This is a genomic window from Halorussus halophilus, assembly GCF_008831545.1.
In the GTDB taxonomy this organism is placed as follows: Archaea; Halobacteriota; Halobacteria; order Halobacteriales; family Haladaptataceae; genus Halorussus; species Halorussus halophilus.
Genome location: NZ_CP044523.1, coordinates 25733 through 46907, shown reverse-complemented (window position 1 = coordinate 46907; position 21175 = coordinate 25733). Strand labels below are relative to the sequence as shown.

The window sequence follows — 21175 nt, the reverse complement described above, 5'->3', positions numbered from 1 at the left end:
GGCGACTCGGCTCAGTTCGAGACGAGCGTCGTGTCGCTGAACGTCCCGACGTTGCCGTTCTCCGCGCGACTCACGGCGTCGTAGGCGTCTACGAAGCCACTACCGATGTTGTACGGCGTGTAGCCGCTGTGAACGTCCTCGGCCTCCGCGGTGAGCGTGTTCAGTAGTTCCATCGGGCCGATGTCGTCACTGTTGTTCTGCCGGTAGGCGTCCACGACGAGCGTAGCGACGCCAGCGGTCATCGGGCAGGCCATCGAGGTGCCGCTAATCGTCGCGTACCAGAGGCGGCCGTCGTCGGGGCTCTGACTCTGGAGCGCGTCGGCGGGCGACATCGTACTCACGATGGCGTTGCCCGGTGCGCCGATGCCCGGTCGGTAGACGCCGATTGGTCCAGAGGCACTGCCGGTGTCGTAGTAGTCCTGCAAGTTGTTCAGAGCGGTCTGGCGGTCCCAGTTGTCGGGGTCCACGCCGCCGCTCTGGTGCGTGCGACCGCGCGAGGAGAAGTCCGTGACCGTCTTGTCGTCTTTCGTCGCGGCGACGCCAAGCACCTGCGGTGCCTTGGCGTACTGGTTGAGCGTGTTCGGACTCGGGCCGCTGTTGCCCGCGGCGAACACAGAGAGCAAACCTTCTTTGTAGGCTTCCCACGTCGCGGTGTTGAGCGCGTTGTCGGGTTGGAAACTCTCGCCGTTCGAGGAACCGTAGGAGTTGCTGACAATTTTTACGTCGCTGACGCCGTCGCGGATGCGCTTGAGGATGTGGTCGTACGCGGCGGCGGTCTTCAGCACGACTAGCACGGCACCGCCAGCGTACACGTCGAGGTCGGCGTTCTCGGCCATCCCGGCGAACTGGCCGTCGCTCGCGCTGCCGTCGCCTGCGATGGTGCCCGAACAGTGCGTGCCGTGGCCGCCGCCGTCGGTGTCTGTGATGCCGACGTCTTCCCAGAGTGTCGGACTACCCAGCGGGTTGCCCAACCACTGCCAGTTGTTGACGAGTTGGTTCTGGAGGTCGGGGTGGTCGCCGTCCACGCCCGAGTCGATGACAGCAGTGTGGACGCCGTCGCCCTTGTAGCCGAGGTCCGACTGCACTTGATTTACCCCCGTGACTTCACGACCGTCGTCGTTGTAGTAGTCGAGTTCTTCGTTCTTGCGAACGAACCGAACCGAGTCCCAGTCGGCGAGGGCCTGAAGTTGGTCGCTGTACAGTTCCGTGTAGCCGATGGGCAACACGTCGAACTTGTAGTAGCCGTTTTCCAGATTCAGTGTGTCGAGTTCGTCCACGTCGTCGCGGGAATCGAAGACCACGAGCGCCTCGTGGAGTCGTGTGAGTGACAGGTCGAACGCGTCGTCGAGGATGGTGTCGCCTGCGGCGGCAGTTCCAGAGAATCCAACAGTGGAAGCGACGCCAGCAGCACCGGTTGCTTTCAGGAAGCTACGACGGTCGAAGTTAGGAACGTCTGCCATGCGTGTGACGATAGCAAGTCGAGGAATTAAAGTCTACTTGCCAGATGTAAATAAGTTAATTAAAAACTGCAGTAGAGTAGTATGTAGGCAGATTCGAGAAGTCGATTGAGCGTAACAGTTCGGAGACGGAGCGACGACGCGAACTCGAACGCTACAGCGGTCGTTGCATCGTGTTTCCGAAGACGTCGTACGGTCCAAGTTCCTCGTCGGTCTGCCAGTTCTGTTCGCCCGGTGTCTCGTGGTTCAGTTCGAGTACCGTCAGTCCCTTGCCGATGTCGCTACCGACCGTGTAGTGTTTCGGCCCATCCGTCGGGAGGACCCGAGCGCCCCAATAGGCGGTTCCCTCGGGTGCGAAGGCGGCGAGTTCCGTCGGACTCGTCGGGTCGTCGATGTCGTACGCCCGAACGCCGCCTTGGTACCAACTCGTGAACAGTTTCGAGTCGGTGACATCGAAGTTGTGACTCGTCTGGAGCGCGTCGTCGAGCGGTTCCGGTGCCGGGATGTAGGCGACGTGTTCCTCGTAGGGGTTCGACGGCGTCGAGTCCGTCGAAACGTCGCTCGTGTCGAACACCCGGATACCACCGTGGTCGCCCGGCACGGCAGTGTCCTCGAACGGACCGGGGAACGTCTCGGCACCGACGAACGTGTAATCGCCCGAGGGAGTCGGTTGGACGTAGTGGGCGTTAGTCTTGTGCCCGCCGAGGTAGCGCTTGTTGGATTCGACGGTGTCGGCGGGTTGCACCGCCGCGTCGTCCGCCGCGCCGAAGTGAGCGACCGCCGTCGGGACCGTCGGGTCCGAAACGTCGGCGACGACGACGCCCGCGTCCCAGAAACACATGTACGCAAGGTCGTCCTGCACCCAGAGGTCGTGGATGGGGTTGATGCCCGTCGCAGCCATGTCGGGGTGGTGGTTCCCGAGCATCCACGCCCCACCAGAACCGCGTTCGTCGCCCTCCAGACTGACCGGATTAGCCGGGTCCGAAACGTCCACGACGACCATCCGGGAGTGGGCGAAGTCGTCGTTGATGCAGAGGTACGCGTAGTCGCCGTCGATGAAGCAGTTGTGGACGCCGCTCGCGGCCTCGTAGAACGAGAGTTTCGTCGGCGTCGTGGGGTCGCTCACGTCGAAGAACGTGACGCCGGGTGGGTCGCCGTCGTTCGCCAGTCCGGCGAGGTCGCCATCGACTTTCACGTCGAGGTTGTCGGTGCCCTCGCCGACCGCAGTCCCCGCGAGTAACGGTTGCGATGGGTCGCTGAGGTCCACCGTGGCGATGCTAGCCGGTTGGGCGGTGTAGGCGTAGTCGCCTTGCACGTCAACCTCCTGCGTTCCGGGGTCGAGCGCCTCGCCGATGAGTTCGTAATTCCAGGTGGACTCTGCCGTCGCTGCACCGGAGAGGGTGGTTCCTGCGAGCGCTACGCCGGTCGTCTTGAGGAAGTCACGTCGGTCGAATGTCATAGGTATCGTTCGAATTTTGGGGTCGCTGTCAGTCGATGGTGTAGTCGAGCAGTTTACTGGTGATGTCTAGTCAGTAATCTGTGAGGTTCACCTCGCCGAAGGTAGCCAAGTCTCCCGACGCCGCCCGTTGGACCGCGTCGTAGGCGTCAACGAAGCCGGCACCGATGTTCCACGGGTTGTAGCTCGCCTGATAGTCCTTGGCCGTCGCTTCGAGCGTATTCAGCACGTCGATGGGGTCGGGGTAACTCCCGTGGTTCTGGTAGTAGGCGTCCACGACCAGCGTCGCGGCCCCCGAGGTCACGGGACAAGACATGCTAGTTCCGCTGATACGACCGTAGTAGTCCTCGGTATCGACGTTCTCGGTGTCCCCGCTAGTCGCGCCGTACGACTGGAGTGGGTCACTCGGCGCGAGCGTACTCATCACCATCTTTCCGGGGGCACCGACGCCGTTTCGGTAGATACCGACCGGGGTTACGTCCCGGGTGACGCCTTCGTAAGCGGTGAAGTCGATGCTGTAGTCCGCCGCCACGCTTGCGAACGGCCTGACCTCGAAGTAGTACGTCTTGCCACCCTCGATGCTTCCCGCGAGGTCCTCTGGTTCGTTCAGCGACGCACTACTGGCGACGACGCGACCGTCCTTGCTCCCGACGTGGAGGTAGAAGTCGATGTCCTCCTCGCTCGGCGTCCACGACAGCGTCGCTTCGACGTAACCTGCCTTCTTCGGGGCGTCCCAGCGGTGATACGCACTACTGGAGGCGTCCACGGTACCTGCGTAACTGCCCGAATCGACTTCTGTCTCGGTCTTGTCTGCGGCGTGGTACTCTTCTAAGTTGTCGAGGGCCCTCTTGCGTTTGTAGTTCGTCGGCCCGTCGTAATTCGGCGTGCGACCCCGCGAGGAGAAGTCAGTAACGCTCCGCTCGTCGTCGGTCGCGGCCACGCTGAGGACGTGCGGCGCGGTCGAGTACTGGTTCAGCGTGTTCGACCCGGGTCCGCTGTTGCCCGCCGAGAACACTGGGAGGATACCTTCTTGGAACGCGTGCCACGTAGCGACGTTGGCCGCGTCGTCGGGGTTGAAGTCGGTACCGTTGCCGCCGCCCCACGAGTTGCTGACTACTTGCACGTCGATGTCACCCGCTCGGACCCGAGAGAGCAGGTGGTCGTAGGCCGCGACGGCCTTGACGAGGAGCAGTGTCAGGCCCGCCGAGTAGACGGTGAGGTCGGCATCCGGTGCCATCCCTTTGTACTTGCCGTCGCTCTTCTTGCCCGACCCAGTGATGGACCCAGAACAGTGGGTACCGTGGCCATTGTCGTCGGAGTCCACCGAGCCGACTTCTTTCCACGTCGTGTCGTCGGTACTAGAGAGCGGATTGACGTACCGCCAGTTGGCGACGAGGTCGTCTTCGAGGTCAGGATGGTCACCGTCTACGCCCGTGTCGATGACGACGGAGTGAGCGCTCGACCCGGTGTACCCGAGGTCGGTGTGGACTGCGTTGGCGTCCGTCGTCGAGCGAGCGTCGTTGTTGTGATAGTCCAGTTCTACGTTCTTCTGGACGAAGCGCACCTCCGCCCAGTCGGCGATGGTCTGTATCTGGTCGCTGTACAGTTCCGTGTAGGCGATTGGCAACACGTCGAACTTGTGGTAGCCGTTCTCCAAATCGAGGTGACGCAGTCGGTCTACCTGCTCGTTGCTGTCGAAGACGACCAGCGCCTCCTTCACTCCCGACGAACCCAAGTCGAAACTGTCGTCGATAGCGTTCCCCGTAGACGCCGCCGCACTGCCGGAAAACGGTACGGTCGTCGCCACTCCGGCCGCCCCGGTCGCTTTGAGGAAGTCACGGCGGTCGAACTGGTCTGGTGTGAACATGTGACACAGCCTTGCCGACGGAGTGACTAAAGTGTATCCAAGCTCCCCCATTCAATCAAGTTAAACTAAAATTTCATTTATTTACGAGGCGATAATCCGTACATATGTATCTTGAAGTATAGAACGTAGTAGGAATCAGAAATGCGTCCGGAAACGCCGCTACTCGACGTTCTCGCCCTGATAGTCGCCGTCGTAGGTCTCGTCGTGGTCTGCTTCCGCGAGGACGAGTTGGCCGATGCGGGCACCCTTCTCCAGTTCGATGTCGTGGTGAACCTGTAGCAGTCCCTCGCCTTTGCCCTCGTAGCCAGCGTCCCAGACTGCCGTGTTGAGCATGCAGGAGTTGCGAAGCAGCGACGAGCGCGGGTAGATGTAGCCGACGTGGCCCTCCGGAATCCGAACCGTTTCGGCGTACTGGACGACGTAGCCACCGGGCGTCAGGTAGTACGTTTCGGGAGCGTCGTCTGCGACCTGCTCGGTCTCGAGTTCTTGGCGGTCGCCGACTTCCTTGCCGCCTCGGCCGATGCGGCCGGGTTCTCGCTGTTCGTACACCGCTTCGAGGGTGAGGTCCACGCCGTTCGGTTGGACCTGCTCTTCCGACGTTTCGCCGAGGTGTTCTGCGACGAACGTGCCGCTCTGGAACATGTGGAGTCGGTTCGAGTGAACGGTGAAAGCGTTGTTGGAGTTAGATTGCTGTGCTAGTACACACCAAATCGCCCAATTTTTACCGGACGCGGCCACTATTTACTTGGAATCGGAAGAACCGAAACGCGCGGGATTTATAACTTAGGAGGGTCGATATTTGGTCGTTATGGGACAGACGCTTACGGAGAAAATTCTTGCAGACCACCTCGTTGAGGGGGACCTCGAAACCGGTGAGGAAATCGGTATCGAGATCGACCAGGTTCTCGCACAGGACACCACAGGGACGCTCGTCTGGCTCCAGTTCGAAGCGCTGGAGATGGACGAAGTCCAGACCGAACTGGCCGCGCAGTACTGCGACCACCAGACCTACCAGTTCGACTTCAAGAACACGGACGACCACCGCTTCCTCCGCTCGGCGGCAGGCACCTACGGTGCGCACTTCTCGCGCCCCGGCAACGGTATCTGTCACAACGTCCACAAGGAGAACTTCGCCGCACCCGGCAAGACGATGCTCGGGTCGGACTCCCACACGCCGACCCCCGGCGGACTGGGCGAACTCGCAATCGGTTCCGGTGGCCTCGACGTGGCAGTCGCCATGGGCGGCGGCCCGTACTACATCGAGATGCCGGAAGTCGTCAACGTCCGACTCGAAGGCGAACTGCCCGACTGGGCGACCGCCAAGGACGTCATCCTCGAACTGCTCCGACGCCTCAGTGTGAAGGGCGGCGTCGGCAAGGTGCTCGAATACACGGGTCCGGGCGTCGAGACGCTCACGGTCCCCGAGCGAACGACCATCACCAACATGGGCACCGAACTCGGTGCGACCACGTCCATCTTCCCGACCGACGAGAAGACCGAGGACTACCTCGCGCGACAGGACCGCGCAGACGAGTACGTCGAAATCGGTCCCGACGAGGACGCCGACTACGACGACGAAATCGTCGTGGACCTCTCGGACCTCGAACCGCTCATCGCACAGCCGTCCATGCCCGACAACGTCGTCCCCGTCACGGAAGTCGAGGGCACGAAGGTCGAGCAGGTCATGGTCGGTTCCTGTACGAACGGTGCCTACGCGGACATCCTCCCGTCGGCGAAGATGCTGGAGGGCCGCGAGGTCGCCATGCATACCGAGATGATCGTCGCGCCCGGTAGCAAGCAGGCCTCCCAACTGCTCGCCGAAGACGGCTACGTCGCAGAGATGATGGCCGCTGGCGTCAACTTCTCGGAGGCGACGTGTGGTGCCTGTATCGGCATCGGCCACGTTCCGGCCAGCGACTCCGTCTCGCTGCGTACCTTCAACCGCAACTTCGAGGGTCGCTCCGGTATCGAAGACGACTCGGTCTACCTCTGTTCGCCCGAAGTCGCCACGGCGGCGGCCATCAAAGGCGAAATCATCGACCCGCGCAACCTCGCCGACGAACTCGGCGACCTCGAAGCGCCCGGTCTGGAGATGCCCGACAAGTACGACGCCTCCAAGACCGACCTCATCAGCCCCGAGGAAGCAATCGACGACGAACTCATCAAAGGCCCGAACATCAGCGAAGTGCCGCTGAAAGACGACCTCGGGTCCGACATCGAGGGCGAGGCACTCCTGAAGATGGGCGACAACATCACGACGGACCACATCACGCCCGCCAACGCGGACGCGCTGAAGTTCCGTTCGAACATCCCGGAGTACGCGAAGTTCACGCTGACCCGAGTTGACGAGAGCTTCCCCGAGCGCGCCGAGGCCGCCGACGGTGGCTTCCTCGTCGCCGCGGAGAACTACGGTCAGGGTAGCTCGCGCGAGCACGCGGCGCTCTGTCCGATGTACCTCGGCGTCGAAGGCGTCCTCGCACAGAGCTTCGCCCGCATCCACAAGGCGAACCTCTTCAACTTCGGTCTCCTCCCGCTGACCATCAGCGACGAGGACTACCAGAAGATCGAGCAGGGCGACAACATCGAAATCGTAGACGACGTCGCGGAAGGCGTCCGCGAGGGCCAGGAAGAGTTCACCGTCCGCGTGAACGACGACTGGGAACTCACCGCCAACCTCGACGCCTCCGAGCGCGAACGCCGTATCGTCGCCGACGGTGGCAAGCTGTCGCACACGAAGAAGCAAGCCGAAGAAGGCGGCGCAGGCGCGACCCCGGCAGACGACTAACTGAATCTATCTTCTTTCACTTTTCGCGGACTACGTAGCGGTGGCTACACCCATAGTCCAGCGACCGGCGTCCGCTCACGGACGCCGGTCGCTCGAGAAACCCGAATAGAATAATGGTTTGTGAGCACCTGAAACGCGTGTTTTACCACCTCAGCCCAAACCTTTATTACCCCAGCGAGCGAATTATTACCTGTAGAAACCCCGCGGAATTAAATCGGTGGCTTTTTCTAACAGTTCCGCGTAGATTCTTCTCCGGCGTTCGAAAACGGACCGTTCGGACGCTGTCGAGCCGGTTGAAAACGACCGACCAGCAGTTGCGCCGACCATCGCCAGCACGCGCGCTGGTGAGAACCCACGGCAACGTATCGCCACTCAGACGCTCGATTGCACGACTCACCATGACAGACACATCTACGCGAAACGCCGACGACGAACCGACGCACGACCCACTCTTCGACCCCGAAACCCTTCGCGGACGTGAAGACGTGGAGTTCACCGAAGCGACGAGAGTTCACGACGACGAGGACCACTGCTCGGTCGATATCGAAGGAAAGGCAGTCGTCGGCGTCACCGACGACGAGGGAAAACTCCTCCTCATCGTAGACGACGAACGGGAGTTCGCAACACCGCCCGGTGGCAACGTCGAATCTGGCGACGACTGGGCGGCCGTCGGCAAAGAACGAACCGAACACCTGTTCGAGTTACCCATCGAACTCGACGGCCCGAGACGAGTGCGGAAAGTCGAGCATGTAACCGAAGGCGACAACGACCCGCACGCGACCAGCTACGAAGTCGTCTTCGAAGCATCGCCCGTCGCGAATCCCGATGGCGCGACCGACGGTTGTGACTGGCGCGCCGAGTGGGTCGAGTCGTTCCCAGAAGTGGCAGGCAACGACGGTGGACCCGCCGAAGCGGACGCTCGACTGTTCGTGGACGACTGAGGTCTCCGCAAAAGGTTGGGGGGAGAGTTTTCGGGAGCTTGCACCTCCGGCCGGAGTGTGCAGTTTCTTCTACGTCACACCAAGACTAAAATATTACGGGATTCGGTCGTATCGCACCTGCCGTGAAATCGTTTTGGGCATGACACTCATAAGGGTCGGGAAACAACCACAGACCGTGACAACGACTGGCGCGGGCGAGGAACACAGAGTTCGCGTCCGCCAAGCCGTCCAAGCCGACTTGCTGGCGGTGTTGCGCATCGAGCGTGCCTCGTTCAGTCAACCGTGGCCGTTCTCGGCGTTCGAGCGCTATCTCGGCGAGCAGGGCTTTCTGGTCGCCACGGACGGCGACAGCGTGGTCGGCTACGTCGTCGCCGACCTCATCCCGAACCACGGCCAGCCACTGGGACACATCAAGGACATCGCGGTGCATCCCGACCGACGAGGCGAGGGCTTGGGGTCGATGGTTCTCCGGCGCGCGCTCGGCGTCCTCGAATCGAACGGAGCGGCCAGCGTGAAGTTGGAAGTGCGCGCGAGCAACGACAAAGCCATCTCGCTGTACAAGAGCTACGGCTTCGAGTACCTGCGGACGATTCCGCGGTACTACGACGACGGCGAGGACGCACTCATTCTTGTGTTAGACATCGACCAACAGTAAGACGCAGGGGGCGAGTAGTCGAACGTGGGGCGTGGCGTTTTTCGGCACGCAGTGCCTACCCGGTGCGTATGGGATACGCCTGTCCAGTCTGCGAGACGCCACATCCCGACACCGAACACCTCGCCAACCACCTCGCGTTCACGGCGCTGCTCGGCGACGAGGACCACGAGGACTGGTTGGCCGAACACTTCCCCGAGTGGGAGCAAGCGGGTGAGCGAGAACTCGCAGAGCGCGTTGGCGAACACACCAAGGAAGTCGAGTATCCGCAGGTGTTCGACGACACGACGCCCAATCACGACCATCGGCACGACGACGAAGTTCGCGGTGGCGACCTCTTCGACGAGGAGTCGCAGTTCGAGCAGGCCGCCCGGCGTGCTGGCGGAAGCGGTTCGGGTGGCGTCGGCGGTACAGGCGGCGCTGGCGCAGGACAACTCGACGCCGAAGCCCAGCAGATTCTACAGGAAGCCCAATCGATGACTGAGGAGATGATGGAGGAAGAAGGGAGCGAAACGAACGACGAAGACGCGACCGAGGACGAAACTGAGTAGTTTCCTCGACCTAATCGTCGAACATGGAGACACACGGCTTTCTCGCACCCGACGACGAGGCGGCGGCGCGCGACCGCTACGAGGCAGTCGGCCCCGCGGCCCAGACAGTCGTCAAAGAGACGGCGAAGGCGATGGAGTTCGACCGCGAAGAGTACGGCGAGCGCGTCACGAGCGACGTGGTCGAGACCGCTCGGGACGCGCTGTTCGCTTCCTTGCTCGAAGTTCGGACGGGCACGCGCGAGGAGTACGAAGAGTGGTTGGAGGACCGGAACCGAGAGGTACTGGAACACGGCAACGAGAACGTCACGAACGTCGCGTGGCACGACGCGCTCGGGGAGCGTGTGGTTTCGGCGACGTTCGAGAGTAAAGAAGAGGCAGCAGTGGCGACGCTTCGACGGCAAGCGTTCGGAAAGGTGTATCGAGAACTGTTCTGAGTTCTCGTCTGGAACGTAATCGAACGTTGTGGATTTGGGGGGTGAAACGCCAAATGCGAGTGTGGGGATACTCACTACCGATAGAGACACAGCGAGGGTGAGGAAGAAATCGAGAGTGCTAGCTACTCCCGAAACCGAGAATACCGCATCGCCCCACACAGCACTGCGACGACCACATACCCCCAACTGACTCCCGGCGCGCGCGGTCGGACCCTCGTGGTCCGACCAGTCCGCGCGAGGGATGAGCAACTCGCTCGGAATACGCGGTACGCCGCGTTTTCCGGAAACGAGTCGCGCAGTCGGTTGGGGAGGTGTGTGGCTGGTTCGGTGCTGTGCGGGGCGGTTCTCATAGGTTTCGGCGATAGTGCTGTTCTCGCCGTTTGGGCTATCGAACCAACGTGAACGCGATAATCGAACGATTACAGGAGTGCTGTTCTCACAGCCGTGACTCACCGAAAATGAGGCAGAGAGTACCGTTCAGTGCAATAACTACCGTGTTACAGAAACCAGTCACTCACTCACCGACTCGACCACGTGTCTACGTCTCAGAAACCCTATCCTCGCCCCGAACGTCGTCGCGGCAGGAGTCGTACTCACTCTGTGGCGCGGAACACTCGCCGTCGCAGGGGTGGTCGATGAGCGTCTTCAACTGCTGAATCGCGTCTTCGGAGAGGGCGTTGCCGATGGCCTGCGGGTCGCCCTCGCCGTCCGCGATGGCGTCCAAATCGACGCCGAGGTCGTCTTCGAGGAAGTTCTCGGCGACGCAGTGACGCCACATCAGTTCGCGGGCGGTCGTCTCGCCCTCGTCGGTGAGTTCGACGCCCTTGTACTTCTCGTAGGTCGCGAGGTCCCGCTCTTCCAGCGTGGTCAGCATCTCAGTGACGCTGGCGGCACTCACGTCGAGTGCGTCTGCGAGTTGGCCAGTCTTGGCGCGGCGGTCGCTCCCGGCAGTGAGCAGGTGGATGGTACTCAAGTACCGGCCGACGCTGTCGGAGACCTCGCTCATTACGTGTGAGGTTGTGGCGCGGAGAGTTAAGGATTTTCCTGCCGAGGACCACTGGATTTATTCGGAGCGTATCGCGCTTCTCTGGGCGTTTAGCGGGTGCGTAGCCAACGAATGCCGAGTGAAGTCCAGATTGGGCGGCCGATAGTTAGCGTTAGGGTCCCGACAGAACAGATTGGGATGACTGTAGAACTTGTTGGGGAGCGTGTAGAAATCTGTTACCTGCCGGATAGTAAAATCCGGTAGCATCAATAGTCTAATCGGAGTCATAGATGACAGACAGACGAAGCATCCTGAAGGCGTTGGGCGCTACCGCCGCGACTGCGAGTCTCGGCGTCGGCGTCTCTGCAACGAGCGACGACTCTACGAGCGATGGCGCGACCACTGACGGAACGACGAGCGACGCGAGCCAAAAGCAGTCCTACGACTGGCGAACCGATCCGCCGGGAGAGGGCTATCCGTACACGACACGGGTGTACGACCAACGAATCTTCGCCGCAAGCGGCGACACTGTCTCCCGACTGAACATCGAGTCGGGCGACGTAGAGTGGGAGACGCAAGTGAGCGAGGACGTGTCGTTCCACGACGTCGCAGTGAACGTCGAGGTCGGACAGCAGTCTGCTATCATCGCTGCCGCAGACGGCGTGGTCTACGCGTTCGACCGAATAGAGGGCACTCAGAAGTGGAAAGCCCAACTCGACTGGGAACACGGCACTACCGGTGTCGCGCCGCATTCGGGGCATATGTTCGTCGGGAGCCACGACGCCGATGGAAACGGCGCGATGTACTGTCTCGACACCGACGACGGGCACGTGGTGTGGAAGTCCACCGGCACCTGTGGTGACTCGTACGCCACGCTGACGACGCCACTCGCCGACGGCGACGTGTACTTCGGTAGCAACACCCCAGATTCCGAGAACGCGACGCTGTACGCACTCGACTCGTCGAGCGCCGAACGCAAGTGGTCGAAGACGGGGTATCCCGTCTTCTCGATGGCAACGGACGAGGGAACGGAAACGCTCTACGTCGGCCTCTTCGCCGAAGCCGACGAAACGGTCGTCGCCCTCGACGGCGACGACGGGACGGTACGCTGGTCGCAGGACACCGTCGGCGAATATCCCGAATACGAGATGACCGTCGATCACTTGACGGAGGTCGATGGCGACCTCTACGGTGTCGCGTACAGAGGCGGGGCCGACGCCCCCACCGACCAGAAACTCTTCTCGCTCTCGGCCCAGAACGAGGGCACAGTTCGGTGGCGAACCGACGTGGACGACGGCGACGGCGCACTCACGACCCCTGTTCTGTACACCAGCCAGGATAGCAAGACGTGCTACGTCGCAAGTAGTGACTCGAAGGCGTACCGAGTGGACCCCTCAACCGGGAACGTCGTCCGGACTATCGATACCGACGGGCCAGTCGTGGACCAGACGCCGGTCACTGACGACCGATTGTTCGTGGGCACGCCAGACGGAAACGTCACCGCGTACCTGCGTGGCACCGAATAGCGGACCACACGTTTTACTCTCTTTCCGGCCCCACAGTGGGTATGGACGAGGACGACTGGAACGAAGACGACCGGCACGAAGACGACCGGAACCGAGACGACTGGCGCGTCATCGAATCCGTCGCGGAGTACGAAACGGGGTGGTACACCGGCGGCTACGACCTCGTGGAACAGCCGGACGGCTCTACGAAGAAGTACTACTGGGCCGAACTGCCCCCGGCAGTCGTGATTCTCGCGGTCGAAGACGGGCAGGTCGTGTTCGTCGAGCAGTACCGACCGGTCATCGAGAAGCACTGTCTGGAGTGTCCCGCGGGAATCGTAGAGGACGGCGAGAGCTACGAAGTCGCTGGGGCGCGTGAACTCCGCGAAGAGACGGGATTCGACGCCAGCGAGGTGACTCTACTCGAAGAGTTCTACTGCTCGACGGGCGTCCTGCGTCACGAGCGCGGCATCGTCTTCGCCGAAGGTCTCGCTCCCGTCGAGCGGAATCTGGACGACAACGAGTTCCTCTCCGTTCGAACGATACCCGTCGAAGACGCACTGGCCGCGGCCCGCGAGGACCCGGCGAACGACGCGACCATCGAGGCGCTGTTGCTCGCGCGCGAGGCAGGACTGCTCTGAGTCGAGAAGAGAAGCAGCTACGAAGAGAAGTAGGCGTTTAGGCGTCTGAGTAGACCGAGACACGGGAACCGTCAACGAGGACGCGACAGTCGCCGTGGTCGAAGGCGACATGGCCGCCGGTTCGGGGGGTGCCGTCGTGTTGCGTGCCGAACAGCGAGTCGAGCGCGTCGAGGTCTACGCTCCGGTGGAGCGGTGGCGTCACCTCGTGGGGGTCACAGTCTATTGCGTCGGCGACGGCTTCGATGACGACCGTGCTGAGGCGGTCGTCGCCGTCGAACGAGCGAGAGACCTTCGGTGTTCGTTTCTGGGTCGTCGGCTCGGTCGGTGTATCGTTGGTTGTCACGTTCATCGTGTCCTCCTTCGTCGTCGCCCCGGTAGAAAGGCGTACGGCGACGACCGTCAACGGTCCGTAAGGACGGCCACCTGTTGTGCATTGGGGTGCAGTATTTAAGACATTTAAGAGTCGGTGAGCAGCGTCCGGGAGATGAGCGTCGCCTCGGCCCGGCGCATCCGGCCCGAGACGGCCGTCGGCGACAGGTCGAGGATGTCGGCGAGTTGTTCGAGAGTCACGTCACGCGGTTCGTTGAAGTAGCCGTGTTCGAGCGCGGCAAGAAGCGTGTCTCGCTGTTCGGTCGTCAGGTCGTACTGCCCATCGACGCTCACCTCGTTCAGCGAGTGGAGTCGCTTCAACTCCAGCGAGATGTCCCGGTCACCGCAGTCTTCCTGAAACGACTGGACTCCGTCGTGGGTCGGAAAGCGGAGTTCGAACTCCCAGATGTCGGCCTGCCCGCTGGCGTCGAGAACGGTCGCCTCCGCCTGCTGGATGACCCACCCGAGGTCGGTCATCACGTTCGCCCACTCGACGCGGTAGAGGACACCGTCGTCCACGCTATCGACCACGTCCAGCGTGCTCACGCTCGGTTGCTCGCGGAGCGTCTCGGCGAAGGCTTCTAGCTCCTCGCCCCACGCCCAGAAGAACGGGAACACGTCCCTGCGGGTGGGGACGACTTTCTCCAGTTCGACCCGCACCTCCGGATGGGCCGCGAGCGCGCCCCCGAGTGCGAAGTCCTTCGACTGCGTGCTGAACTCCGCGATGATACTCATTAACACCTGTACGGATTCCACTCACAAAAATCGAACTGCCGGTAGTTGGGATATTAACGACCGCTCTCGACGCGCTCGCGAATCGCGGCGACGTACGCCTCGCGGTCGTAGCCGATGCGCGGGAGCCAGACGTTCTGATAGGAGGGATGGAGCAACGGCAGGACCGTCGCGTCGAATGCCTCGCTCTCGACGGGAGTGAGAACCGAATCGAGAAACCCGTCGAGGGAGTTCTCGCCCAGCACGGAGAGCGTGGCGTGCTTACCAGTTGGCGCGACGACCGCGGGAGAAATCTGCTCGATTTCGGCCGCGAGGTGGTCCCGGCAGTTCGCACGCTCTTCGGCGGTGGGTTCCCGATTGGACTCGGGGTCGTCCGAGTCTGCCGGGAAGCACTTGACGGCATTGGTAAAATAGAGGTCCCCAGAATCGAATCCGGCATCCGCGAAGAGGTCCCGAATCTTCTGCCCGGAGTGCCGAGAGGTGTACGCGAGACCGGTCCAGTTGCCGCCTCGCCACTGCTCTGCGTCGGGATTTCCGTACGCTGGGGCTTCCCCGACCACGACTACCTCGGCGTCTAACGACCCGTTTCCCCACGAGATGCACTCGCGGGACTCCACGAGGTGAGGACAGCGGGCACACCCCGGTTCGAGGACATTTCGGGACTTGGGGTCGGGGAACTCGACCATAAGTTGGCTTTGGAGGCAGGTGTCGTGAATCTCACGCTCGTCCCGAAGTGCCAGCCACCGGAAACGTTATTATTCGCTTGGCGAAATCTCGTCCGAGATGGAGACTACCGAGGACGATAGGACGCCGAAGGCCCGAACGATACTCATCCCCTTCGTGCGCCCGTTCTGGCAGAACGCACTCGTCCCTGTCGTAGGTCTCGCCGTCCTGTTGGGTTCCTACACGGCTACCATCGTACTACTCGGCGGGATTGACGTGGCCGCGTCCCCCGGATTGGATGCGATTTTCGTCCGACGACGAGCGAGAATCGTCTCAACGTTCGTGGTGAGCGTCTACTTCGCGCTGGCGACCGGGTTCGCGTACGGGTGGCCGATGCTCAACCTCATGGTCCCGATATTTCTCCCCATGTTCCTACCGTCTTCGGCGTACGTGCTGTTTCAGGGTCCCGTTCCCGAACGGGTCTTCACCGCCTACGGTGCCGACTTCGGCATGGGAAACTACGGTCTGTGGTACGCCGACAACTTCTGGCTTGGAATCGTCGGGGCGGTCGGGCTCTTGGGAACGCTGCTCCTGTTCGAACGACTGTACCTCACGACGCCGGAGCGCAAGCAGGCGTTCGTCGAGAGATTACCGGAGTTCTGAGTCGAGTGGGGGTGACGGCCCCGGTTGGCACGCTCCGACAATATATTTCCCATCCCAAAATCAACACGAGGCCATGAGCGAGTTCGAAGTCAGAGTAGCCACCACCAAAGACGTGTCCGGCATCCAGAACGTCGCGCGCGAGTCGTGGCACGCCACGTACGACGACATCCTCGGTGCCGATTCGGTCGAGCAGGTGGTCGATGGCTGGTACGCCAGAGAAGGATTAGAGCAGTCAATCGAGCGCGAAGACGGGCAGTTTCTGGTCGCCGAGCAGGATGGCATGATTGTCGGGTTCGCGCAGGGCGTCTTGGGCGAGGAAGACGACGCCGCGCACCTGCCGCGTATCTACGTGCAGTCGGACCACTGGGGCGAAGGTGTGGGGACGGAACTGCTCGGCGGCGTGGAAACGTGGGCCGAGGAGTGCGGGGCCGGACGACTTCGATTGGTCGTGCTGGCCTACAACGAGGTAGGGAATGGGTTCTACGAGAAGCACGGCTACCGCGTAGTGGCGGAGCGCGAGGAAGAGTTAGAAGGCGAGTCGGTCGTGGAGTACGTAAGAGAAGCGGAGTTGTAGTTACTCTTCTTCCACGACTTCGATGCCGCGATTGTTCACCGCAGACGGGTCAAGCCCCACTTCTTGCAGATATTGCTTGTACTCCCGTTCGCAGGCCTCCGCGTCGGCCTGCTTGTCGCTGGCGCGGTCACAGAGCGCCACCAAGTCCTCCGGCACGTCGTTCGTGTAGACGATCCAGTGGTTGATGAGGTCCGAGAGGCGGCGAATCGGACTGGTGAAGTGGCCGTAAATCTCGAAGTTGAGCGCGTGGTGGCCGCCGAAGGGGTCGTTCATGTACTTCGCGCGGGGCATCACCTTCATCACGGCCCACTGAATCTTGTCGAGTTGGCGACCCGGTGCCTCTTCGAGCGTCGCGTTCACTGCTTTTCGTGGCTCGTCCCACGTATCACCCGGAATCGAGACGCCGTCCAAGTCCTGAATCTCCTGTAGTGCCTCGCCCCACTCGTCGGGCGAGGGTTGCGGGTGAACGCGGTACATCGCCTCGACGCCGCGGTCCCACATCAGCGTGTGCGTGACTGCCTTGTTCGCCTTCAGCATGCACTCCTCGATGATGGTGTGTGCGCGGTCTCGCGTCGGGTTCAGGACGAGGCTCCCCTCTTCCTTGCGCTGTTCGTGCATCTGGTCGGCGAGTTCGTACGCGAGTTTGTTCTCCTCGTGGAGGTCGGCGTCCTCGTCGTCGATGCGACTCTCTGCCTGTGAGTAAGTGAGTCGCTCGTCACTCTGGATGACGGATTTGTAAATCTCGATGTCCTCGTAGCCCAGCGTCTCCTTGTCGAGGTGCATCTCGACGGTGTGGGCCAGTCGGTCCTCGTTCGGGACGAGCGAACAGACCGTCTCGGCCAGCATCGGCGGGAGCATGTGGATGGTGTAAGCGGGCAGATAGACGGTGTTCGACCGCTCGACGGCCTCCTCCCACATGTTCGTTTCTGGCGTGACGTAGTGGGTCACGTCGGCGATGTGAACCCAGAGGACGTACTCGTCTTCTTTTTCCTCGATAGAGATGGCGTCGTCGAAGTCCTGAGCGTCGATGGGGTCGGTCGTCCACGTCGTCATGTCCCGCAGGTCTTTGCGCTCCTCGACCTCGTCCTGAATCTCCTGCTGGATGTCCTCCGTGCGCTTTTCGGCTTCCGTCATCACCGCGTCGGGGAACTCGTCGCGGATTTCGAACTTCTCGAAGAGGTCTTCGCGTTTGTTCTCCAACTTCTCGGCCGTCTCGGGAGAGATTTCGACCGGTCCCTGCCCTTCGGCAGTTCCGGCCTCGGCCTGTGCGTCGCTAGTCATACCACTTCGTAGTGTAGTCGAGTAGTTAGGAGTATCGGGAAGCGTCGAAGCGCAGAATCTGAACGGCTCATAAAAAGCGTCGAACTGTTAGTCCGTGATTACTGTTCGGAGTCCACCGAACCGTATCGCTCTTCGACGGCTTGGGAGTAGCGTGCCAGAAACTCCGTCTCCGAGAGCGCGCCAGCGTCGATGTCTACGAGCAGGTCCTCTAACTCCGCGCGTGGCTGATGGCAGAGGTCGTTGTGACAAGCCTTGCAGAGGTGTTCGAACTCCTTGTCTTTGCGGTCCCAGCGGTCGCCCTCCTTATCGTACTCACGGGCGTCAGTGCGACGGATAGTGTCGCCACAGGCGATGCAATCGACCGAGTCGTTTCCCCGGCGTCTCCGGGAACCCCACATAGGAGAAGAGAGGGTCCGGGGTTACTTGGCTTTTTGCTCAGCGAGTAGGTAGATTCGAGGTCGAGGGCGACGAAAGTAATGGCGGGTTACTTCCAGCGCACCGCGGGGCTTATCCGGGTCGGTGGCCAACCACGAGCCGATGGACGCCGAAATCTCCCCGACGGAGGTCAAGGAACTGCTGGACGCCGACGAGGACGTTCGCGTCGTAGACATCCGTCCGAGTCGGCAGTTCGACCGGGGCCACATTCCCGACAGTGAAAACATCCCGTTCCACGCGCTGGCCGACCGAATCGACAGCCTCGACGGTGCCGAACGCGTCGTGACGGTCTGTCCCCACGGCAAGTCGAGCGTGCAGGCCGCGCGACTGATTGCTTCTTACGAGGGCGTCCCGGACGACGCCACCGTCGAGAGCATGGCAGGCGGACTCGACGAGTGGGAGTACGGGTTCGAATCGACCGAGCGAGAGTCAGAAGAAGGGCCGACGTCGCCGTTCTGAGACGTCACTTCGTACAGTCGCTCGTAGCATTCGTACAGTCGTCACTCGTCAACGATAGCGTCACCACTCACCGCACTCTGTGAGAGACAGAAAGGGTCGAGTTAAGCTACGTTGAATCCCTTGTCACGGAGGAAATCCTCGACGCGCCCGGTGTGGTTGCCCTGAAGCTCTATCTGGCCGTCTTCGACGGTCCCGCCGCAGGCGAACTTGGATTTCAAGTCCGAGGACAGACTGTCCAAATCCACGTCTTTCGGGTCGAATCCTTCGATAATCGTTACCTCTTTCCCGTAGCGTCGCTCGTCGATGCGGATGTTGATCTGCTGGGACTCTTTGGCCACGTCCTCGCAAACGCAGAGTTCCTCGGGCAGCCCGCACGTCGAGCACACTTCCGACATTACATTTTGGGGTTAGTTACAGGGGTACAAAACTGTGTCGGGAAACGGCCGTCTCACCGCCCGAGGGGCCTTCGCCACTCGCCGACCAGTTCGTCCACGAGCGACACTGCTTCGTCGGCAGTGTCTTCCTCGACCTGTCCGGCGTAGCGAACGCGCTCGTAGCAGTCGCCGACGCGAGCGACTCGTTCGTCTACGTCGCCGATGTCGGCGAGATACTCGCGGGGCGTCTCGCCAGTTCGGCGCTCGCGGTACCGGTCGGCGAGCAGATACTCCAAGCGGTCGAACGCCCGCTTCACGTCGGTCTCGGGGTCCCGTCGTGGCTGGTGTCGGAGCCAGACCGCCCGATGGATGCGACTGGCGACGCCGGTCCGACGAGCGGCCGCCAGCAGACCGACGAGGACGACGAGACCGAACGCGGCTTGCTCTTTCGACGGCGGGCCGATGGGTATCCCGCCACCCTCGTCGCCCTCGCCGACGCCGGTACTCGTGTTCGTCTCCGTACTCGTCCCGACCGTGCCACCGAATCCGCCGCCGGGGTCGAGTCGCCCGCGGTCCACGGTCTGATTGCTGGCTGTGGCGTTCGACGTGCTGTTCGTGTCTGTCTCGGAGGTCTCGTTCGAGTCGGTGGTCGTCGTCTCCGTCGTGGTCGGGGTCCACGTGCCGTCCGCGCTACCGCCCGTGTCCACGTCCGAGACGTTGCTCTGTCGGGCCTGCTCTATCTGGGACCCCTCGGCCTGCTGGCGTGGTCCGGCCGGAGTCGGGTCGAACCGCACCCACCCGACGTCGGGGAAGTAGACCTCGACCCACGCGTGGGAGTCGAGACCGCGGACGACGTACTCGTCCTCGGAGACGCGTTGGCCGGGCGTGTAGCCGACGACGAACCGCGCGGGGATGCCCTGCGAACGGAGCATCGTCACCATTGAGGTCGCGTAGTAGGTGCAGTAGCCTCTCTTCATGTCGAAGATGAAGCTCTCGGCGATGGTCCCCTCTGGGCGTTTCACGTCTAAGTCGTAGCGCTTGTTCGACTCTAACCAGCTCTCGATGGCTTTCGCCTTCGCGTAGGCGTTGTCCTCGTCGGCGGTGATTTGGTTCGTCTTCTGGCGAATACGGTCCTCGGAACTCTGAGGTAGCTGAAGGTAGCGCTCCTCTACTGCGGCGGGGTAGTCGCTCCCAGCGTTCCGGAGTTGCTGTGGACCCGGGTTGGGGACTTGACTAACTATCGTGTACTGTTCGCCCTCGCGGAGCGCGCCGACGGGCGCGAGTCCACGCAGCGACGTGATACGCGTGTTGTCCACGTCGCCGCTGGTCAGTCGCGTCGGTTTCCACGCGGCGGGCATGGCGTTGACTCGTTGGGCTTCGACGGTGTAGGTCTGCTGGACGCGCTCGGACGAACCGGGCGGCGGTGGCTGGACGTAGTACTCGCTGGCGTCGCCAGTTCTGACCCACCCGTCGCCGCTGTAGCGGTCGTACGCGCCGACCCGCCAGTAGGCCTTCTCGTCGGACTCGACGGTAAAGCGAACCTTCGGCGAGAGTCGGATAGAACCGACGATGCCGACGCGCTCGCTGTTACTGACCAGACTTCCCTCGACCGTCGGCGTCGTCGCGCCGCTACCGGGGAGCAACGGACTCGCCGACCCGCCGGGGACGAGACTCACCGACGAGGCAAGCACTAACATCGCCACGAGAACGACCGCCAGCGTATCGACCTGTGCGGAGGTGCCGCCGTGGCGCGCGAGCGTCCCGAAGCCGAGCGTGGCACCGGCCGCGAGCGTACCGACGAGCGTCAGGACGTTCCCGGCGTCGCCAGTCAGGACGAAGAAACCGAGCGCCGCGCCGCCCGCGGCGACTGCCAGCGCGTACCGTCGCCGCAGAACCAAGTACCACGGCGCGAACACCATCGCTGGTGCGACGCCAAGCGCCCACGTGCCGACGGAAGTCATCCGCAGGACCGACAGCCCCGTCAGTAGCGCGAGGTTGTCGTTGAGCAACTTGCCGAACGACAGCGCGACGAGGTAGGCGCTCGGCACCGCCAGATAGTAGCTGACCAGGCCGAGCGCCAGCAACAGCGCGGCGAGCAGACTGGCCTGATACGGCCGTAATTTCCGAGCGACGACGACGCCGATTCCGAGCGTCGCCGCGACTATCAACAGCAACGTCCCCGTCCCGCCCACGATGTTGGTCACGTGGAAGAGGACCTGCATCGAGGTGGCGACGAGGACGAGCGTCGAGGCGACGGCGAGCTTGTGGTACGAAATCGACACGTCGCCAAGATTCAGTTTGTCGCGGACGGTGTCGGACTTCGATTGCGTACTCACAACGTCTCACCTCCG

Annotated in this window: 22 protein-coding genes; 10 read left to right on the top strand and 12 right to left on the bottom strand. The window is 62.2% G+C overall.

Annotated features, from left to right (window positions below; translation table 11 throughout):
* Positions 1–11: 11 nt before the first annotated feature.
* The 4 genes from F7R90_RS00240 to F7R90_RS00225 all read right to left on the bottom strand — a co-directional run bounded on the left by F7R90_RS00240 (position 12) and on the right by F7R90_RS00225 (position 5518).
* Positions 12–1460 (bottom strand): S8 family serine peptidase, encoded by a 1449-nt coding sequence (locus F7R90_RS00240; protein WP_158055298.1) that lies wholly within the window; start codon positions 1458–1460, stop codon positions 12–14.
* 151 nt (positions 1461–1611) lie between these two features.
* Complete coding sequence (locus F7R90_RS00235) at positions 1612–2916, bottom strand: LVIVD repeat-containing protein (protein WP_158055297.1); 1305 nt, start codon at positions 2914–2916, stop codon at positions 1612–1614.
* A 70-nt stretch (positions 2917–2986) separates the two neighbouring features.
* Positions 2987–4780 (bottom strand): S8 family serine peptidase, encoded by a 1794-nt coding sequence (locus F7R90_RS22465; protein ID WP_225741215.1) that lies wholly within the window; start codon positions 4778–4780, stop codon positions 2987–2989.
* A gap of 159 nt (positions 4781–4939) precedes the next feature.
* Positions 4940–5518 (bottom strand): deoxyuridine 5'-triphosphate nucleotidohydrolase, encoded by a 579-nt coding sequence (locus F7R90_RS00225; protein WP_267905099.1) that lies wholly within the window; start codon positions 5516–5518, stop codon positions 4940–4942.
* A gap of 70 nt (positions 5519–5588) precedes the next feature.
* Between F7R90_RS00225 and F7R90_RS00220 the strand changes: the two genes are divergently transcribed.
* The 5 genes from F7R90_RS00220 (at position 5589) to F7R90_RS00200 (ending at position 10143) form a co-directional block, all read left to right on the top strand.
* Positions 5589–7565, top strand: coding sequence for an aconitate hydratase (locus F7R90_RS00220; protein ID WP_158055294.1), 1977 nt, complete (start codon positions 5589–5591; stop codon positions 7563–7565).
* Positions 7566–7963: 398 nt separating this feature from the next.
* Positions 7964–8506, top strand: a complete 543-nt coding sequence (locus F7R90_RS00215; RefSeq protein ID WP_158055293.1) for a hypothetical protein — start codon at positions 7964–7966, stop codon at positions 8504–8506.
* A 175-nt stretch (positions 8507–8681) separates the two neighbouring features.
* Entirely contained in the window at positions 8682–9161 is a 480-nt protein-coding gene (gene rimI, locus F7R90_RS00210) for a ribosomal protein S18-alanine N-acetyltransferase (RefSeq protein ID WP_225741214.1), read from the top strand.
* Positions 9162–9229: 68 nt separating this feature from the next.
* Complete coding sequence (locus F7R90_RS00205) at positions 9230–9709, top strand: DUF5810 domain-containing protein (protein WP_158055291.1); 480 nt, start codon at positions 9230–9232, stop codon at positions 9707–9709.
* A gap of 23 nt (positions 9710–9732) precedes the next feature.
* The gene (locus F7R90_RS00200; protein ID WP_158055290.1) at positions 9733–10143 is read left to right on the top strand and encodes a DUF5809 family protein; all 411 of its coding nucleotides are present in this window, start codon (positions 9733–9735) and stop codon (positions 10141–10143) included.
* A 538-nt stretch (positions 10144–10681) separates the two neighbouring features.
* Here the strand turns inward: F7R90_RS00200 and F7R90_RS00195 are convergent.
* Positions 10682–11149 carry a metal-dependent transcriptional regulator gene (locus F7R90_RS00195; protein ID WP_158055289.1) on the bottom strand — a complete coding sequence of 156 codons (468 nt, stop codon included), beginning with the start codon at positions 11147–11149 and terminating at the stop codon, positions 10682–10684.
* A 269-nt stretch (positions 11150–11418) separates the two neighbouring features.
* Between F7R90_RS00195 and F7R90_RS00190 the strand changes: the two genes are divergently transcribed.
* Positions 11419–12654: an outer membrane protein assembly factor BamB family protein gene (locus F7R90_RS00190; protein WP_158055288.1), complete on the top strand. Its 1236-nt coding sequence runs from the start codon at positions 11419–11421 to the stop codon at positions 12652–12654.
* A 41-nt stretch (positions 12655–12695) separates the two neighbouring features.
* Complete coding sequence (locus F7R90_RS00185) at positions 12696–13274, top strand: NUDIX hydrolase (RefSeq protein WP_158055287.1); 579 nt, start codon at positions 12696–12698, stop codon at positions 13272–13274.
* Between the two features lie 37 nt (positions 13275–13311).
* Here the strand turns inward: F7R90_RS00185 and F7R90_RS00180 are convergent, their stop codons facing one another.
* From F7R90_RS00180 to F7R90_RS00170, 3 genes are all read right to left on the bottom strand, one after another.
* The gene (locus F7R90_RS00180) at positions 13312–13623 is read right to left on the bottom strand and encodes a HalOD1 output domain-containing protein (RefSeq protein ID WP_158055286.1); all 312 of its coding nucleotides are present in this window, start codon (positions 13621–13623) and stop codon (positions 13312–13314) included.
* Between the two features lie 107 nt (positions 13624–13730).
* Positions 13731–14378 (bottom strand): bacterio-opsin activator domain-containing protein, encoded by a 648-nt coding sequence (locus tag F7R90_RS00175; RefSeq protein ID WP_158055285.1) that lies wholly within the window; start codon positions 14376–14378, stop codon positions 13731–13733.
* Positions 14379–14431: 53 nt separating this feature from the next.
* Positions 14432–15061 carry a uracil-DNA glycosylase gene (locus tag F7R90_RS00170; protein ID WP_158055284.1) on the bottom strand — a complete coding sequence of 210 codons (630 nt, stop codon included), beginning with the start codon at positions 15059–15061 and terminating at the stop codon, positions 14432–14434.
* A gap of 97 nt (positions 15062–15158) precedes the next feature.
* On the opposite strand from F7R90_RS00170, the gene F7R90_RS00165 reads away from it, so the two are divergent.
* Entirely contained in the window at positions 15159–15701 is a 543-nt protein-coding gene (locus F7R90_RS00165; RefSeq protein ID WP_158055283.1) for a hypothetical protein, read from the top strand.
* Between the two features lie 73 nt (positions 15702–15774).
* A complete protein-coding gene (locus F7R90_RS00160; protein WP_158055282.1) occupies positions 15775–16275 on the top strand; it encodes a GNAT family N-acetyltransferase in 501 nt (166 codons plus the stop codon).
* On the opposite strand, the gene F7R90_RS00155 is transcribed toward F7R90_RS00160, so the two are convergent.
* Entirely contained in the window at positions 16276–17556 is a 1281-nt protein-coding gene (locus F7R90_RS00155) for an RNB domain-containing ribonuclease (RefSeq protein WP_158055281.1), read from the bottom strand.
* A 98-nt stretch (positions 17557–17654) separates the two neighbouring features.
* Positions 17655–17954, bottom strand: coding sequence for a DUF7562 family protein (locus F7R90_RS00150; protein WP_158055280.1), 300 nt, complete (start codon positions 17952–17954; stop codon positions 17655–17657).
* 139 nt (positions 17955–18093) lie between these two features.
* Here F7R90_RS00150 and F7R90_RS00145 point away from each other — a divergent pair, with 139 nt between their 5' ends.
* Positions 18094–18450, top strand: a complete 357-nt coding sequence (locus tag F7R90_RS00145; RefSeq protein WP_158055279.1) for a rhodanese-like domain-containing protein — start codon at positions 18094–18096, stop codon at positions 18448–18450.
* A gap of 101 nt (positions 18451–18551) precedes the next feature.
* On the opposite strand, the gene yciH is transcribed toward F7R90_RS00145, so the two are convergent.
* Both yciH and F7R90_RS00135 read right to left on the bottom strand, forming a co-directional pair.
* A complete protein-coding gene (gene yciH / locus F7R90_RS00140; RefSeq protein WP_158055278.1) occupies positions 18552–18845 on the bottom strand; it encodes a stress response translation initiation inhibitor YciH in 294 nt (97 codons plus the stop codon).
* A 53-nt stretch (positions 18846–18898) separates the two neighbouring features.
* Positions 18899–21160, bottom strand: coding sequence for a transglutaminase TgpA family protein (locus tag F7R90_RS00135; RefSeq protein ID WP_225741213.1), 2262 nt, complete (start codon positions 21158–21160; stop codon positions 18899–18901).
* Between the last annotated feature and the right edge of the window lie 15 nt (positions 21161–21175).